18 protein-coding genes are annotated in these 15,609 nt (G+C 69.4%); 14 read left to right on the top strand and 4 right to left on the bottom strand.

Annotation, left to right across the window (positions count from 1 at the left end; all coding sequences use genetic code 11):
* Window positions 1-588 (top strand): hypothetical protein (locus EBE87_RS28970; RefSeq protein ID WP_199726495.1); only part of this gene is annotated, 588 nt, incomplete at its 5' end.
* A gap of 282 nt (window positions 589-870) precedes the next feature.
* Here the strand turns inward: EBE87_RS28970 and EBE87_RS11105 are convergent.
* Window positions 871-2,394: an MmgE/PrpD family protein gene (locus EBE87_RS11105; protein ID WP_120641077.1), complete on the bottom strand. Its 1,524-nt coding sequence runs from the start codon at window positions 2,392-2,394 to the stop codon at window positions 871-873.
* Between the two features lie 306 nt (window positions 2,395-2,700).
* Between EBE87_RS11105 and EBE87_RS11110 the strand changes: the two genes are divergently transcribed.
* The 6 genes from EBE87_RS11110 (at window position 2,701) to EBE87_RS11135 (ending at window position 8,406) form a co-directional block, all read left to right on the top strand.
* Entirely contained in the window at window positions 2,701-3,936 is a 1,236-nt protein-coding gene (locus EBE87_RS11110; RefSeq protein WP_122139991.1) for a D-alanyl-D-alanine carboxypeptidase family protein, read from the top strand.
* 75 nt (window positions 3,937-4,011) lie between these two features.
* Window positions 4,012-5,397, top strand: coding sequence for a dihydroorotase (locus EBE87_RS11115; RefSeq protein ID WP_120639896.1), 1,386 nt, complete (start codon window positions 4,012-4,014; stop codon window positions 5,395-5,397).
* 10 nt (window positions 5,398-5,407) lie between these two features.
* Window positions 5,408-5,596: a hypothetical protein gene (locus EBE87_RS11120; RefSeq protein ID WP_120639895.1), complete on the top strand. Its 189-nt coding sequence runs from the start codon at window positions 5,408-5,410 to the stop codon at window positions 5,594-5,596.
* Window positions 5,597-5,652: 56 nt separating this feature from the next.
* Window positions 5,653-5,865 carry a hypothetical protein gene (locus EBE87_RS11125; RefSeq protein ID WP_120639894.1) on the top strand — a complete coding sequence of 71 codons (213 nt, stop codon included), beginning with the start codon at window positions 5,653-5,655 and terminating at the stop codon, window positions 5,863-5,865.
* Between the two features lie 247 nt (window positions 5,866-6,112).
* Window positions 6,113-7,114: an N-carbamoyl-D-amino-acid hydrolase gene (locus tag EBE87_RS11130; RefSeq protein WP_120639893.1), complete on the top strand. Its 1,002-nt coding sequence runs from the start codon at window positions 6,113-6,115 to the stop codon at window positions 7,112-7,114.
* A 95-nt stretch (window positions 7,115-7,209) separates the two neighbouring features.
* The gene (locus tag EBE87_RS11135) at window positions 7,210-8,406 is read left to right on the top strand and encodes a M20 aminoacylase family protein (RefSeq protein ID WP_120639892.1); all 1,197 of its coding nucleotides are present in this window, start codon (window positions 7,210-7,212) and stop codon (window positions 8,404-8,406) included.
* Here EBE87_RS11135 and EBE87_RS11140 read toward each other — a convergent pair.
* Window positions 8,403-9,044, bottom strand: coding sequence for an aspartate/glutamate racemase family protein (locus tag EBE87_RS11140; RefSeq protein ID WP_120639891.1), 642 nt, complete (start codon window positions 9,042-9,044; stop codon window positions 8,403-8,405). The two genes, EBE87_RS11135 and EBE87_RS11140, sit on opposite strands and share 4 nt — an antisense overlap.
* A 137-nt stretch (window positions 9,045-9,181) precedes the next feature.
* Here EBE87_RS11140 and EBE87_RS11145 point away from each other — a divergent pair, with 137 nt between their 5' ends.
* The 5 genes from EBE87_RS11145 to EBE87_RS11165 all read left to right on the top strand — a co-directional run bounded on the left by EBE87_RS11145 (window position 9,182) and on the right by EBE87_RS11165 (window position 12,712).
* The gene (locus EBE87_RS11145) at window positions 9,182-9,637 is read left to right on the top strand and encodes a DUF983 domain-containing protein (RefSeq protein WP_120639890.1); all 456 of its coding nucleotides are present in this window, start codon (window positions 9,182-9,184) and stop codon (window positions 9,635-9,637) included.
* Complete coding sequence (locus EBE87_RS11150; protein WP_120639889.1) at window positions 9,630-10,124, top strand: UPF0262 family protein; 495 nt, start codon at window positions 9,630-9,632, stop codon at window positions 10,122-10,124. Before EBE87_RS11145 ends, EBE87_RS11150 begins: the two co-directional genes overlap by 8 nt.
* Window positions 10,125-10,241: 117 nt before the next feature.
* Window positions 10,242-11,369 (top strand): S-methyl-5-thioribose-1-phosphate isomerase, encoded by a 1,128-nt coding sequence (gene mtnA, locus EBE87_RS11155; RefSeq protein ID WP_120639888.1) that lies wholly within the window; start codon window positions 10,242-10,244, stop codon window positions 11,367-11,369.
* A gap of 132 nt (window positions 11,370-11,501) precedes the next feature.
* Window positions 11,502-12,350 (top strand): transporter substrate-binding domain-containing protein, encoded by an 849-nt coding sequence (locus tag EBE87_RS11160; protein ID WP_120639887.1) that lies wholly within the window; start codon window positions 11,502-11,504, stop codon window positions 12,348-12,350.
* Window positions 12,351-12,403: 53 nt separating this feature from the next.
* Complete coding sequence (locus tag EBE87_RS11165; RefSeq protein WP_120639886.1) at window positions 12,404-12,712, top strand: plasmid stabilization protein; 309 nt, start codon at window positions 12,404-12,406, stop codon at window positions 12,710-12,712.
* On the opposite strand, the gene EBE87_RS11170 is transcribed toward EBE87_RS11165, so the two are convergent.
* Both EBE87_RS11170 and EBE87_RS11175 read right to left on the bottom strand, forming a co-directional pair.
* The gene (locus EBE87_RS11170) at window positions 12,709-13,215 is read right to left on the bottom strand and encodes a GNAT family N-acetyltransferase (protein ID WP_120639885.1); all 507 of its coding nucleotides are present in this window, start codon (window positions 13,213-13,215) and stop codon (window positions 12,709-12,711) included. The two genes, EBE87_RS11165 and EBE87_RS11170, sit on opposite strands and share 4 nt — an antisense overlap.
* A 7-nt stretch (window positions 13,216-13,222) precedes the next feature.
* Window positions 13,223-13,636 carry a rhodanese-like domain-containing protein gene (locus EBE87_RS11175; RefSeq protein ID WP_120639884.1) on the bottom strand — a complete coding sequence of 138 codons (414 nt, stop codon included), beginning with the start codon at window positions 13,634-13,636 and terminating at the stop codon, window positions 13,223-13,225.
* Between the two features lie 172 nt (window positions 13,637-13,808).
* Here EBE87_RS11175 and EBE87_RS11180 point away from each other — a divergent pair, with 172 nt between their 5' ends.
* The gene (locus EBE87_RS11180; RefSeq protein WP_233553357.1) at window positions 13,809-14,975 is read left to right on the top strand and encodes an MFS transporter; all 1,167 of its coding nucleotides are present in this window, start codon (window positions 13,809-13,811) and stop codon (window positions 14,973-14,975) included.
* 1 nt (window position 14,976) lies between these two features.
* The gene (parA, locus tag EBE87_RS11185) at window positions 14,977-15,609 is read left to right on the top strand and encodes a ParA family partition ATPase (RefSeq protein ID WP_120639882.1); all 633 of its coding nucleotides are present in this window, start codon (window positions 14,977-14,979) and stop codon (window positions 15,607-15,609) included.

Here is a 15,609-nt window from a genome sequence, read left to right on the forward strand (position 1 = left end):
GTCGCGGTGGTCTTCTTGGCCGCCGCGCCGCGCGTGGTGGTCGCCTTGCGCGCCGTGCTCGCCGCCGCCTTCTTCGGCGCCGCCGTCTTCGCCGCCGCAGGCTTGCGCGCCGTGGCGGACTTGCTCGCCGTGGTCCTGGCGGTGGACTTGCGCGCCGCGCCGGCCGTCTTGGTGGCCGCGGTCTTGCGCGCGCCGCCGGACTTGGCAGCGGTGGACTTGGAAGCCGTGGACTTCGCCGCTGGCTTCGCGGTCTTGGCGGCAGTCTTCGCGGGCGCCGCGGCCTTCTTCGCGGCGGCCGGCTGGCGGCCGGCGGTGCTCGCCTTCCGCGTGGCCGCGGTGCGGCGGCTCGTGCTCATCGCCATCGGGCGGGCGCGGCCCGAACCCGTCTCGTTAGTGTCGTCCATCTGCTGGCTCTCCTTGCCTTTGCCGTTCTGGGCCATTCCGATTCACCCCGCCGACCTGGTGGGGCGATGCCGCGTGGTGCCGCCGTCCGCATGCCTGAGCCATCGCGCACCGCAGGAGGAAGAACGAGGTGGCATGGCCTGCCCCGTCCCGCTTCCCTTGGTATGCACCCTGGCCCGGGCATAAATCCTTCCGAATTACGGCGCCGGCTGCGACCCGATTCACGATGCTGCCTTGACAGCGTTTCGCGAATCGCATCCGGCCCTCCCGCGCACACGACACGCTATCTTCACGCCCAATCAGCTTGTCAACGAAATCCGGAAGAACGCGTTGCATTTCTGCGCGCCGGGGTTGCACTCCCACGCGTTTTTTTATGCCGGTCGTGTCCTGAAAAGCGCAGCGAGGCGCGGCGGCGATCTTGCCGCTGGCGCGGGAAGGATTTGGAAACCTTCCCGCGCCATGCTCCGGTCAGAAGATGCCGGGCTTGCCCTCGGCCAGCGCGCCGCGTGGCAGGGAGACATTCAGCTGGTGCAGTTCATCGGCGCCAAGGCGCGGCAGATCCTGCACCACTTCCAGGAAGCGCGCGCTTTCACGCGGCGCCAGGATGCCATCCGTCAGGATCTCGAACTTGCGGATATAGTCCGCCCGCCCGAAGGGTCTGGCGCCCAGCGGGTGCGCATTGGCCACCGCCATCTCGTCCACGATGGTGCTGCCATCCTTCAGCAGGATCTCCACCCGCGCGCCGAAGGCCTTCTCCGCCGGGTCGGTGGAATGGTAGCGGCGCGTCCATTCCTCTTCTTCCCGCGTCTCGATCTTGTGCCAGAGCCGAACGGTATCAGCACGGCCGGCACGCTTCGGCGCGTAGCTGTCCACGTGGTGCCAGCGCCCGTCCTGCAAGGCCACGGCAAAGATGTACATGATGGAATGGTCCAGCGTCTCGCGGCTGGCCTTGGGGTCCATCTTCTGCGGGTCGTTGGCGCCGGTGCCGATCACGTAGTGCGTGTGGTGGCTGGTGTGGATGATGATCTTCTCGATCGCCTCCAGGTCCGGGATCAGCCCGCGCATCCGGAAGGCCAGGTCGATCAGCGCCTGACTCTGGTACTCGGCCGAGTGTTCCTTGGTGTAGGTGTCCAGGATGGCGCGCTTCGCCTCGCCCTTCTCCGGCAGCGGCACGTTGTAATAGACATCCTCGTACACGCGCTCGCGATTGCTCCGGCCGCTCAGCACCCAGGCGATGACGCTGTCCTCGCCTTCATAGATCGGGCTGGGCGCACCCTCACCGCGCATCGCGCGGTCCACGGCTTCCACCGCCAGCTTGCCGGCATGCGCCGGAGCAAAAGCCTTCCAGGAGGAAATCTCGCCCTTGCGGCTCTGGCGGAAGGTGATGGTGGTGTGCAGCGCCTGCTGCACCGCCTGGTAGATCACCTCCTGCTTCAGCCCCAGCAGCGCGCCGATGCCCGCCGCGGCCGAGGGCCCGAGATGCGCGATGTGGTCCACCTTGTGCTCATGCAGGCAGATGGCGCGCACCAGGTTCACCTGGATCTCGTAGCCGGTGGCGAGGCCGCGGATCAGGTCCCGCCCGCTGCGGCCCATGGTCTGCGCCACGGCCAGGATCGGTGGGATATTGTCGCCGGGGTGCGAGTAGTCGGCGGCGAGGAAGGTGTCGTGCATGTCCAGCTCGCGCACTGCCGTGCCATTGGCCCAGGCCGCCCATTCCGGCGAGAAGCCCTTGTTGCCCGGCAGGCCGAAGATGGTCGCGCCACCCTTTCGCGCATGTCCCATAGCCATGGTGCGCGCGGAGGTCGGCGCCGAGCGGTTGATGGCCGCGATGGCGACGGCAGCATTGTCGATGATGCGGTTGATGATCATGTCGGCGACCGGCTTCTGCACGGCCACCTTGTCGGCCGCGACGCCGGCGATCTTCCAGGCCAACTGGTCCTCGCGCTTCAGCAGCGCCTTGGACGGATACACCTTCACGGGATGCAGCTTCATGGCGGGGGGCGTCCTCCTCCAGCTCTTGGGTTTCCGGCCGGTGTTGTGCGCCACGCGCGCAGACTCGTCCATTGCGGATCAGGCGATGGCGGCCGCTTCTCCGTGCGACAATGAAACTTTATCAATGAAATGCGCTGCCGCCGCTTCCATCGGCAGCCATGACTCTGCATTCTAGGGTGGCGCCGCTGCGCACCGGCCCGGTGCGGCGCGGCGCCGTTGCCCATGGTCCTTCGTGGCCGGGCATTGGGGATGCGTGTGGAACCCGGGGGGGTTTTGGTCCGCGCGCAACATGGGGGAGCCTGCCACATGCCGCATCACGGCCATGCCGTGTGCCGCGTCATCGCCTTTGCGTTGCTCGCGGCTGTTCTGTCCATCGTCACCGCGCCTGCCGCGCGGGCGCAGATCGGCAGCGACCGCTACGCCGCTTTTGTCATGGATGCCAATACGGGTGAGGAGATCGTCTCCATCGCCGCCGACGAGCCGCGCTACCCGGCCTCCCTGACCAAGATGATGACGCTCTACATGGCCTTCGATGCCATGGCGCGGGGGCGGCTCTCGCCCAATTCCCGAATCCAGGTTTCCCGCAACGCCGCCGCGCAGCCGCCGAGCAAGCTGGGGCTGCGGGCGGGCAGCACCATCAGGGCGCGCGACGCCATCCTGGCGATGGTGACGAAATCGGCCAATGATGCCGCCGCCGCGCTGGGCGAGCATCTGGCGGGCAGCGAGGCCGCCTTCGGGCGCATGATGACCACCCAGGCGCGCGCCCTGGGCATGAGCGGCACCACCTTCCGCAATGCCTCCGGCCTGCCCAACCCGCAGCAAAGGACCACGGCGCGCGACATGGCGCGGCTGAGCCAGGCGTTGATCCGCGACTTCCCGGACCGCTACGCCTATTTCAGCGTGCAGTCCTTCGCCTACAACGGCCAGACCCTTCGCGGCCACAACCGGCTGCTGGACAACTACCCTGGCGCGGATGGCATCAAGACCGGCTTCATCAATGCCAGCGGCTTCAACCTCGCCGCCAGCGCCATGCGGGATGGCGTGCGGATGATCGCGGTGGTCTTCGGCGGCGCCAGCAGCTGGGAGCGCGACTCGCATGTCATGGCGCTGCTGGACCGTGGCTTCGCCGAGCGCCGCGGCCTGCCGAACACCGACATGATGATGGCCAGCCGGCGCGGCCCCTCCCTGATCGCCAGCGCCAATGCGGCGCCGGTGATGCCGGAGCCGCGACGCGAGGAAACCGGCGGATCGGTGCGGCGGGTGGTCAGCCGCCCGGTGACGCCGCCCCGGCCGGCGGCGCGCAGCAGCGCCCCGGCGGGCAACTGGGCGGTGCAGGTCGGCGCCTTCGCCGACCGCGGGCCGGCCCAGGCCGCCGCCAGGAAAGCCGCCGCGCGCGGCGGCAAGATGGAAGTGGAACGCGTGCGCGTGAAGGGCAACTGGTTCTGGCGCGCCCGCGTCACCGGCATCTCGCCTGCCGCCGCGCGCGCCACCTGCGGCGCCACGCGCGGCCCCTGCATGGTGCTCTCCCCCAGCGCGCAGTGAGCGAAGGCGGATCGCGCAGCCGTGCGATCCGCTGTATCCTCGCCCCACGGATATTCATGACGTGAGGCGCAATCGGTGACGCAGCTTCCCTATGACCGCGTTCTGCGCGGCAACCTCGTCCTGCCGGACCGGGTGGTGCAGGACGGTTATATCGCCGTGCGGGGCGAGACCATCGCGGCGATCGGGGAAGGCGCACTGCCCCCCGCCAATGCCGTACACGACTTCAGCGGCCATACGCTGCTGCCTGGCCTGGTCGATGGCCACATGCACACCAGCAGCGCGATCGGCTGGGCCGGCATCGAGGGCGCGACGCGCTCCGCAGCCGCCGGCGGTGTCACCACCTGCGTCGACATGCCTTATGACGTGCCGCGCGCCGTCACCAATGCCGGCATCTTCGCGGAGAAGGTGGAGGTGGTGAACGGCACCGCGCATGTGGACGTGGCGCTCTACGGCACCATCACCAAGCAGGGCGGCGTCGATGCCATCGCCGGGCTGGCGGAGGCCGGGGCCTGCTCCTTCAAACTCTCCACCTATGAATATGACGCGGTGCGCTTTCCGCGCATCGACCACCCCACCATGGTCGCGGCCTTCAAGGAGATCGCCAAGACCGGGCTGATGGTGGCCCTGCACAACGAGGACCAGGAGCTGGTGGAGCGCCTGACCGCCGAGGCCAAGGCCACCGGGCGCGTCGACCCCATCATGCATGCCCGCACCCGCCCGCCGCTGGCCGAGACCATGGCGGATCTCGAGATCTTCGAGATCGGGATGGAGACGGGCGCGCATGTGCATATCGCGCATTCTTCTGTCGCTCGCGGTTTCGACATCGCGGAGAGCTTCCGCGCCCAGGGGGGCCGCTCCACCGGCGAGGCCTGCCTGCAGTATCTCTGCATGACGGAGGAGGACCTCGTCCGCCTCAAGGGCTTCGGCAAGTGCAACCCGCCCTTCCGCACCGCCGAGGAAGTGGAGCGCATGTGGGCGGCGCTGGTGGCCGGCAAGGTCGCCTATGTCTCCACCGACCACGCGCCCTGGCCGCGCGAGAAGAAGCTGGGCGACGACATTTTTGCTTGTGGCGCCGGGCTGACGGGCATGCAGTCCTTCGCCCCCGTCTTCTATTCGCTGCTGGTGGAGCGCGGCCTGCCGCTGACGCTGATGGCGAAGTACACCGCCGAGCGGACGGCGAAGTTCCACGGCCTTTATCCCAAGAAGGGCGCGCTGCGCGTCGGCTCGGATGCCGATGTGGTGGTGATGCAGGAAGGCGACTTCACCTTCGACGAGGCCATCATCCAGGACCGTGAGGAAACCCGCTGGTCGCCCTATCATGGCCGCCCGGTGAAGGCGCGCGTCGCCGCCACCTTCCTGCGCGGGCAGCAGCTCTGGGATGGCGAGGCCGTGCTGGCCGCGCCCGGCACCGGCCGCTTCGTGCCGCGCCAGCACCGCGACAGCTACCTCGGCACGGATTGAGCCTGCGGCGATGCGCCTGTTCCTGGTCCTCTTCTCCATCCTGGTGGCGCTGGGGCTCTGGGTCTGGGCAACCGGGCCCGGCACCACGCTGCCGCTGGCGGTGGGGGGCTGGATCTTCTGCGCCGTGGTCGGGCGCATCGCCTACGTTCTGCTGAAGCCGAAGATCGAGGATCAGAACGACGTGCCGCCGCCGCCGTGATCCCTCCCCGCTCCCATTCCGGCCCTCGCCGCCACTCTTAAAGAAAGACCACTCCGATGTTCGAGATCCGCGAGGAAGGCGATGCCTTCTCCGTCTGGGCCGCGGGGCGCGAGCGCATCGCGCTGCTGCGCACGCAGGAAGCCGCCGAGGCGCTGATGGACGCGCTGGAGGATGCCTGGGACGAAGCCTTCATGCGCGCCGTCGCCGAAACGCAGATCGAGTATGGGGAGGATTTCATCGACCCCATGCCGCCGGTCGGAAGCCACTGACCGCAGCCGCCGTGCCGGGAGGCGCGGCGCCCGCCCTTGCCGGCGCTGACCATCGGCGGCGCCAGGGCCTGGGCAGATGAACGCCTTCGAACGTCCTTCTGCCCGCCTTATGGGCAGAACCGGCGCTGCCGGTGCTTCCTCGGCCCATCGGGACGGATTGCCATCGCACCGCTGATCGACGCATCCTCGCTCGGTGCGGTGGCTGGCCGCCTTCCCGCGCAGCCTTCTGTCAGGAGTTAACGACGCGATGCCCCGTCTGCTCACCCTTGCCGCCGCGCAGCTCGGCCCGATCCAGAAGGCCGAGGGGCGCGATGTCGTCGTCGGCCGCATGGTGCGGCTGATGGAGCGCGCCCATCAGCGCGGCGCCGAGGTGGTGGTCTTCCCCGAACTGGCGCTGACCACCTTCTTCCCGCGCTGGTACGAGGAAGACATCAACAACGCCGACCACTGGTACGAGCAGGCCCTGCCCTCCAACGAGACGGCGCCGCTCTTTGAGGCCGCGCGGAAGTTCAACATCGGCTTCCACCTCGGCTATGCCGAGATCGCGCATGAGGCGGACGAGACCGGCGTGGTGCGCAAGCGGCACTTCAACACCGCCGTTTACGTGCATCCCTCGGGCGAGGTGGTGCTGAAGTACCGCAAGATCCACCTGCCCGGGCACAAGGAATTCGACCCGAAGCGCAAGGTGCAGCACCTGGAGAAGCGCTATTTCGAGGTGGGCAACCTCGGCTTCCCGGTGGTGCGGGCGCCGATCGGCAATGCCGGTCCGGTGAATATCGGCATGATGATCTGCAATGACCGCCGCTGGCCCGAGGCTTGGCGCGTTATGGGGTTGCAGCAGGTCGAGCTGGTGATGCTGGGCTACAACACGCCGTCCCTGAACCAGGATGCGCGCGGCTTCGAGGCGCATCACCTGCGCGTGGCGCATAGCCATCTGTCGATCCAGGCCGGCTGCTACCAGAATGCCTGCTTCGCCGCCGGCGTCGCCAAGGCGGGCACCGAGGATGGCAATGAGCTCTTCGGCCATTCCATCATCGTCAACCCGCAAGGCGAGATCGTCGCCCAGGCCACCACCTGGGATGACGAGCTGATCGTGGCCGACCTCAACCTCGATCAATGCACGCTGGGCCGCACCACCATCTTCAACTTCGCCGCCCACCGCCGTGTCGAGGCCTATGGCCGCATCATCGAGCAGACCGGCAGCACGCCCCCGGCTGAATGGCAGCCGGCGGCCAAGGCGGCCGAGTAAGGCGGCATCCGGCGGGCGATTTTACGCCCGCCGGCCCTTGTCACGGCGCTGTCACGGCAGGAGCATCGCGGCCCCACCTCCGCGGAGCCTGCCTGATGCCGTCCGAAACCGATCCCCGCATCGCCGCCATCGCCGCCGAAGCCACCGAATGGCGGCGCGACATCCACGCGCATCCCGAACTCGCCTTCCAGGAACACCGCACCAGCGACCTCGTCGCCGCCAAGCTGGAATCCTGGGGCATCGAGGTGACGCGCGGCATCGCCGGCACCGGGCTGGTCGGCACGCTGCGCGGGCGGAAGGCGGGCAGCGGCAACCAGCGCCGCGCCATTGGGCTCCGCGCCGACATGGACGCGCTGCCGATGGAGGAGTTCACCGGCCTGCCTTATGCCAGCAAGGTGCCTGGCCGGATGCATGCCTGCGGCCATGACGGCCACACCTCCATGCTGCTGGGCGCCGCCAAGTACCTGGCGGAGACCAAGAATTTCGACGGCACCGTGCATTTCATCTTCCAGCCGGCCGAGGAGGATGGCGGCGGCGGCAAGGTGATGGTGGATGAGGGCCTCTTCACCCGCTTCCCCTGCGACCTGGTCTTCGGCATCCATAATGACTCCCGCACGGAGGCCGGCACCTTCACCATCGCGCGCGGCTCGGTCTGCGCCTCGGCCGATGCCATCGCCATCCGCGTGCTGGGCAAGGGCGGGCATGCGGCGCGGCCGCAGCTGGCGCTCGACCCGGTGCTGGGGGCTGCGCATATCATCGTGGCGGCGCAGAGCGTCGTCAGCCGCCGGACCGATCCGCTGGATTCCGCCGTCATCTCCCTTTGCACCATCCATGGCGGCACCGCGCGCAACGTGATTCCCGAGGAAGTGACGATCACCGGCACCATCCGCACCCTGCTGCCGGAAACGCGGGACACGGTGGAGAAGCAGCTCAAGGCCACCATCGAGGCCACCGCCGCCGCGCAGGGGCTGCGGGTCGAGATCACCTACAGCCGCGGCTATCCGCCGGTGGTGAACAGCGATTCCGCCGTGGAGGCCGCCCGCCGAGCCGCCGCCGCCATCGGTGGCGAGGGCCGGCTGGTACGGGACAGCGCGCCGAGCATGGGGGCCGAGGATTTCTCCTACATGGCCAATTCGGTGCCGGGCTGCTTCATCCGCCTCGGCCAGGTGGACCCGGCGAAGGAGAATTTCGCCGGCCACCATCCGCGCTACGACTTCAACGACGCCATCCTGCCCACCGGCATCGCCTTCTGGTCCAGCCTGGTGGAGCAGGAGCTGACGGAAGCCGCCTAGGCCAGCGCCAGCAGCGCCTGGGCCGCCGCCGCCTGGCAGGGCTCGATCACCGGCACGCCGGCGGCGTCTTCCACTGCCGCCCGGTGGCCGGCCATGCCGGCGCAGCCCAGGATGACGGCCTCGCTGCCCGCCGCGACCAGGGCCTTCGCCGTGTCGCAGAGCGCGGCGCGGGCGGCGGTGGGGTCGGTCAGGGTTTCCATCGGCAGGTTCAGCGCGATGCTGGCGGCCAGTCGCGCTTCCACCCCCATGGCCTGCAGCACGCGGCGCTGCCGGGCCTTGGAGGCTTCCACGAAGGCGATCACCCCGAACCGCTCCGCCCGCGCCAGCGCGCTGGCCACCGCCGCGCGGAAGGGGCCGAAGACGGGGCGGTCCGTGACCGTGCGGATGGCGTCGATGCCAGGGTCGGAGACGCAGGCGATGACATAGGCCTCGGCCTTCTCGCGCTCCACCATCTGGCAGAGCGGCTCGGCCACGCTGAACCAGTCGCGCCAAGTCACGATGGCGGGGGGGCCGCCGGGCAGCGAGACCACCTCGAAGGGCGTGCGCCCGGGGGCGGCGAAGGATTTCAGGGACTCCGCGATGCCGGCGGTGCAGCTTTGCGACGAGTTCGGGTTGATGACGAGGATTCGGCTTGCCATCTGCGTATCGTCCCCGGCAACGAGTACCACCGCAACCCTTGATCCCTGCGAGCGTGATGGACGATATTGCGCTGCACAACAGAAGGCCCCGGTCAGGTGGACACGGGGTCCCCTGAAACGCCTTCCAGGAACACAGCATGTCCGGCACGCCCTTGCGCCGCTGGCAGCCCGACCGTTCTGCGGCCGAGCCGCCTGCCGACCAGCCCAGCTTCCTCACCATGATCGGCCGGGGTGCCCGCAACCGCTGCCCGGTCTGCGGCGAGGGGCATGTCTTCCGCGGATTCCTGACTCTGGCGCCCGCCTGCGAGCATTGCGGCACGGATTTCTCCGAGCTGCGGGCCGATGACGCGCCGCCCTATATCGTCATCTTCCTGGTCGGCCATATCCTGGTGCCGCTGATCTTCGTGGTGGAAAAGCTCTGGATGCCGCCGATGTGGCTGCACATGGTGGTCTGGCTGCCGCTCTTCACGCTGGTCTCCACCCTGGCGCTGCGGCCGGTGAAGGGCGCGGTGGTGGGCTGGATGCTGCGGCTGGGCCCGACCGGCGACCATCACGGCGTGCTGCCGGCCAGCACGGCGCGGGCCGATGACTGAGGCCGGGGCGGTGGCAGCCACCACCCAGCGGCTGGCGCGGATCGAGCTGCCGGACAATGCCCCCCTCCCCAGCCCCTACGCCGAGGCCGACCGCACCCAGGCGGTGGCCGACCTTCTGGCAGCTAACCGCTTCGACCCGGAGGGCCTGCCGCGCGGCCCCTATGGCCTGCATCTCTGCGTGCGGGAGGGCCGGCTGGTCTTCGACATCCGCGATGCCGCCGACAACCCACTGCATGCCCTGGTCCTGGCCATGGGGCCCTTCCGCCGGCTGATCAAGGACTACCACATGGTGGTGGGCAGCCATGAACAGGCTGTGACGGAAGGCGCCAGCGACAGCACCATCCAGACCATCGACATGGGCCGGCGCGGGTTGCACAACGAAGGGGCGGAGCTGCTGGTCAAGCGCCTCTCCGGCCGCGTGCGGCTGGATTTCGAGACGGCCCGCCGGCTCTTCACCCTGGTCTGCGCCCTGCACCAGCGGATCTAGCCCCGCATCCCTCACCCGTCCGCATCGCATGACCATGCGGCGGAAAACGCCTTATATGCGTGTTCCTCTTTCGCCCCGCCCGCTTGCGCGGTTTTTCCGGACGGAGCCTGCCCCCGCATGAATATCGACGGTGTTCCCCATCGCAGCGTCTGGGTGGACGCGGAGGACGGCTGGTCCGTCCATATCTTCGACCAGACCCGCCTGCCCTGGGCAGTCGAGATCCTGCGCCTGACGCATGAGGATGAGGTGGCGCATGCCATCAGGTCCATGCAGGTGCGCGGCGCGCCGCTGATCGGTGCCGTGGCCGCCTATGGCCTGGCCCTGGCGCTGCGGCGGGATGCCTCGGATGCCGCGCTGGAATCCGTCGCAGCCATGCTGGGCGAGACGCGCCCCACCGCCATCAACCTGCGCTGGGCCCTGGCCCGGATGCTGGAAGCGCTGCGCCCGGTGGCCCCCGCCGCGCGGGTGGCCGCCGCCTATGCCGCGGCCGATGCCATTGCCGAGGACGATGTGGCGACCTGCCGCGCCATCGGCCAGCATGGTTTGCCGCTGATTCAGGCGATCGCCGCCCGCAAGCCGGGCAAGCCGGTCAATATCTTGACCCATTGCAACACCGGCTGGATCGCCACCGTCGATTACGGCACGGCGCTCTCCGTCATCTACCAGGCGCACGACGCTGGCATTCCCGTGCATGTCTGGGTGGACGAGACCCGCCCGCGCAATCAGGGTTCCAACCTGACGGCCTGGGAGCTGGGCAAGCACGGCGTGCCGCATACCGTGATCGCCGACAATGCCGGCGGCCACCTGATGCAGCATGGCGAGGTGGATATCGTGCTGGTGGGCACCGACCGCGTGACGCGCAACGGCGACGTGGCCAACAAGATCGGTACCTACCTCAAGGCCCTGGCCGCCCACGACAACAAGGTGCCCTTCTGGGTCGCCCTGCCGCATTCCACGCTGGACATGAGCGTGCGGGACGGGCTGCGCGAGATCCCGATCGAGGAGCGCGCGGCGGAGGAAGTGCTGACCGTCACCGGCCGCACGGAAGCGGGCGAGGTGGTCACCGTGCGCACCGCCGCCCCCGGCAGCCCCGGCGCCAACCCGGCCTTCGACGTGACGCCGGCGCGGCTGGTGACCGGCCTGATCACCGAGCGCGGTCGCTGCGAGGCTTCCGAGGCTGGCCTGCTGCGCCTCTACCCCGAATTTGTGGCCGAGCCCGAATTTGTGGAGGAAGCGGCCAACTGACGAAAGTGGGGTGACGCCGCCGGCGCGGCGTTGCACGCTTCTTGCTGGCTAAGGTGGCCACACCGGCCACCGGTGCCGCGCCAGGGTTGTTGCCCCGGCGCGGCGCAGGCCATCAGGGGAGCCTTCCGGACCATGCGTTTCACTGCACTTGCCTGCCTGCTTGCCGCGCCACTGGCCTTTGGCCTGCTGCCCGCCACGGCCTCGGCCCAACAGCCGCTGCGTACCGCCGTGGATGGCACACTGGCCCCCCACGCCTTCCCCAAGCTGGATGGCGGCGTGCAGGGCTTCAACGTGGATCTCTTCACCGAGGTCGCGAAGCGCATGGGCCGCCCCATCACCATCGACAGCGCCTCTTTCTCCGGCCTGATCCCGGCCCTGAGCGGCGGCCGCTACGACTTCCTGGCCGCTCCCGTGACAGTGACGCGGGAGCGGGCGGAGAACCTGCTCTTCACCGAGGGCTACCTCTACACCGTGTTCCAGTTCGGCATCCGCAAGGGATCGGCGCCGATCACCAACCCCGATGAGCTGAAGGGCAAGGTGGTCGCGGTCAACAAGGGCTCCGCCTACGATGCCTGGGCGCAGCAGAACGCGGCCAAGTACGGCTTCACGGTGCAGACCTACGAAAGCCAGCCGGACGCCGTGCAGGCCGTGGTGGCCGGCCGCGCCTATGCCACGCTGGGCGGCAATACGGCCATCCGCTACGCCGCCACGCGCACGCTGCAGCTTGTGCCGGATTTCGTGGTCAAGGAAACCCGCGCGCATTGGGCGGCTCCCTTCCGCAAGGACAGCGTGGCGCTGCGCGACCAGGTCGAGGGCGTGCTGGAATGCATGAAGAAGGATGGCTCCATTGCCAAGCTGTCGGAGAAGTGGTTCGGCGTGAAGCCGGAAGCGGATGACGCCGAGAATGTCATCTTCCCCGGCTACGGCGTGCCCGGCTTGGCCGGCTATGACGACAAGCCGCACGAGCTGAACTGCGGCTGAGGAACCTGCCGCCCTGGCCGGCGTTGTTTTCCGTAGTCAAAACGGAGGACGACATGCCCCAGGGCGACAAGTCCGCTTACACCGACAAGCAGAAGCGCAAGGCCGAGCATATCGAAGAAAGCTACGAATCCCGTGGCGTTCCGGAGGGCGAGGCCGAGCGCCGTGCCTGGGCCACCGTTAACAAGGATGACGGCGGCGGCAAGAAGAGCGGTTCCGGCAAGGGCCACGCTTCCAGCCATCCGGCGGCGCACAAGGGCGGCCAGAAGGGCGGCGAGGCTTCCGCGCACCGCTCAGCAGCGGCACGCTCCGCCAGCGCCAGGAAGGCCGCGGCCACGCGCAAGGCCAATGCGGCGCACCACTAGCTGAAGGCCAGGCGCATGGCACAGCGATGCGCGGGGTCATGGCCATGCGCCGCTTCCTGCGCCAGCCGCTCCCGCAGCACAGGGGTCAGCGCGCTTTCGTCCAGCACCTGGAAACCGGCGCTGGCGTAGAAGGGCGCGTTCCAGGGCAGGTCGTGGTCGGTGGTCAAGGAAACCCCGGCCAGCCCTTCCTCCCGCGCCCGGCGCACTGCCTGGCCCAGCAGGGCGCGGCCGAAGCCGCGGCGCTGGTGGTCCTGCGCCACCGAGAGTTCTTCGATGAACAGGTCGCCATCCAGCGCACCGGCCAGCAGGAAGCCGACGGCGCCGCCCTCGGCATGCCAAGCCACCCAGAGGTGGCCGCGCGCGGCGGCCTCCTCCAGCATGGCCGGGGCCAGGGTCGGGCCATCGGCCACCCAGTCCATCCGCGTGCCGCGAAACAGGGCGGCCGCCGAGCGCTCGACCGCCGCGAGATGCGGCAGGTCTTCCGGCAGGGCGTTGCGGATCAAGCGCGGCTCAGCGCTGGCGCCAGGGAAGGCCCTCGGCCTTCCAGCCGGCGATGGTGCCACGGTGCCCGGTGGCATCCGGCGGCCCCTCGAAGCCATCGGCGACGTTGAAGGCGTGCTGGAAGCCCGCCGCCTGCGCCGCCTGACCCGCCGCCACGCTGCGGACGCCGGAGCGGCACAGGAAATACAGCTTGCTCTCCGGCGTAGCGCCGGCCTTGCGCAGATGCTCCACGAAGGCGCCGTTCACCTGCATGGAGGGATAAACCTGCCAGGGGATCAGCACCGGCTGCTTGCCGGCCTCTTCCAGGTCGGGGATGCCGACAAAGTTCCACTCGGCATCCGTGCGCACATCGACCAGCACGGCATCGGGGTCGGCGCGCAGTGTCTCATAGGCGGCGCGGGGGGTGACGTCTTCGACGCTCATGGCTTTCTCCAGTTGCTCGCTTCGCTGCTGAGTGTGGGGATGACCGGGCGCTTCGTCCATCCGTGCCGGCGGCCGTCTTGCGCTGCAACAAAGACAGGTGCAAGCCTGAGCCGCAGAAGCCTGCGGAGCTCTGGCCATTTCTTCCTCCTTTCCCTCGCGCGGGCTGGGCCGTGTGCCGGTGCTGGCGGCCGCCTCCTTCGCCACTTCCACGCAGTCCTTTGTTTATGCCGGCCTGCTCAACGAGCTGTCGCATGACCTTTCCATCCCGGTCTCCCAGGCCGGGCAGCTGGGCACCGCCTTCGCGCTGGCCTACGGGCTTTCGGCCATTCCCCTGGCCTCAGTCTGCGCCCGGGTGCCACGGCGGCGGCTGATGGTGGTGGCGCTGGTGATCATGGCGCTGCTGAACCTCGGCATGACCCTGGCGCCGAATTTCGCGGTGCTGCTGGGGCTGCGGGTGCTGTGCGGCGTGGCGGCGGCGGTGGTCGTGCCTTCCGCCAGCGCCGTCGCGGCCATGCTGGCGCCGCCGGAAAAGCGCGCCCGCGCCCTGGCGCTGGTGATCGGCGGCACCACGGCGGCCTTTCTGCTGGGCATCCCGCTGGGCTCGGTGACGGGCGCCACCTTCGGCTGGCAGGGCGCCTTCGGCATGGCCGCGCTGCTCTGCGTCATCAGCGCCGCCGCCATCCGCCTGATCCTGCCGGAAGTGCCGGGAGAGGGCCGGGCCGGCGGCGGGCTCTCCGCCGTGCTGCGGCCGGGTGTGCCGCCGACTGCGGGGCTGGTTTACGCCTGCTTCGCCGCGTCCTTCTGCACCTCGGCCTATATCGGCCCGGCGGTGAACGCGGTCAGCGGCCTTTCCGGCGGGGCGGTGGGCATCATGCAGGCCGTGGCGGGGCTGGCCTCCATCCTGGGCCTGCCCATCGGCGCCCGGCTTTACGAGCGGCGCGGCATTGGCGCGGCCAAGCTGATGCCGCTGGTCATCATCGCCGCGCAGCTTCTGCAGGTGGCGCTGCTGGAAGGCTTCCTGCGCGGCAGCATCCTGGTGATCCCGGCGCAGGCGCTGGCTTTGCTGGCTTCCTCCACCGCCATCTTCGCCATGATGCCGATGATACAGGCGCGGCTGGTGGCGCTGGCGCCGGATGCGCGCAGCGTGGTGATGGCGGCCAATGCTTCCGGCATCTCTCTCGGCCAGGCCAGCGGCGCGGCGCTGGGCGGGCTTGCCATCGCGCTCGCGGGGCTGCCGGGCATGAGCATCGCCGGGGCACTGATGGCCTGCATCGGCCTGGGGCTGGCCATCGTGGTGGCGCGTGGCGCACAATCCTCCCGCATCTCCGGGGACAGGTAGCATGGCCTTCGTGGTGGCGGTCGCGCAGCGCAAGGGCGGCGCCGGCAAATCGACTCTGGCGGCGACCCTCGCCACCACCTTCGCCGAATCCGGCCAGCGCGTGGCCCTGCTGGATACCGATCCGCAGAAATCCCTGGCCCGCTGGTGGCAGGAACGCGCCGCTGCCGGCGCCCGCGCCAGGCCCATCACCTTCGAGGACCCTTCCGGCTGGCGCCTGACCGGCGCGGTGGACCGCATGGCGCGCAGCCATGACATCGTGGTGCTGGACACGCCGCCGCATGCCGAGACGGATGCCCGCGTCGCCATCCGCGCCGCCGGGCTGGTGGTGGTGCCCCTGCAGCCCTCCCCCGCCGATCTCTGGGCCATGGAGGGCACGCTGGCCCTGGTGGCCGAGGAACGTCGGCGGGCCGTGCTGATGCTCAACCGCGTGCCCGGCTCCGGCAAGCTGCGGGAGGAGATCGCGCGCGAATTGCTGCGGCGGGAGTTGCCATTGCTGGAGCCCGGCCTCGGCAACCGCACGGCCTTCGCCGTGGCCTTCGCGCAGGGGCTGGGCGTGGTGGAAAGCGCCCCGCGCGGCACCGCGGCCGAGGAAGCCCGCGCCGTCGCCGCCGCCGTGCTGTCCCTGAAGGAGTGA

This window comes from Teichococcus wenyumeiae (assembly GCF_003696345.1).
In the GTDB taxonomy this organism is placed as follows: domain Bacteria; phylum Pseudomonadota; class Alphaproteobacteria; order Acetobacterales; family Acetobacteraceae; genus Pseudoroseomonas; species Pseudoroseomonas wenyumeiae.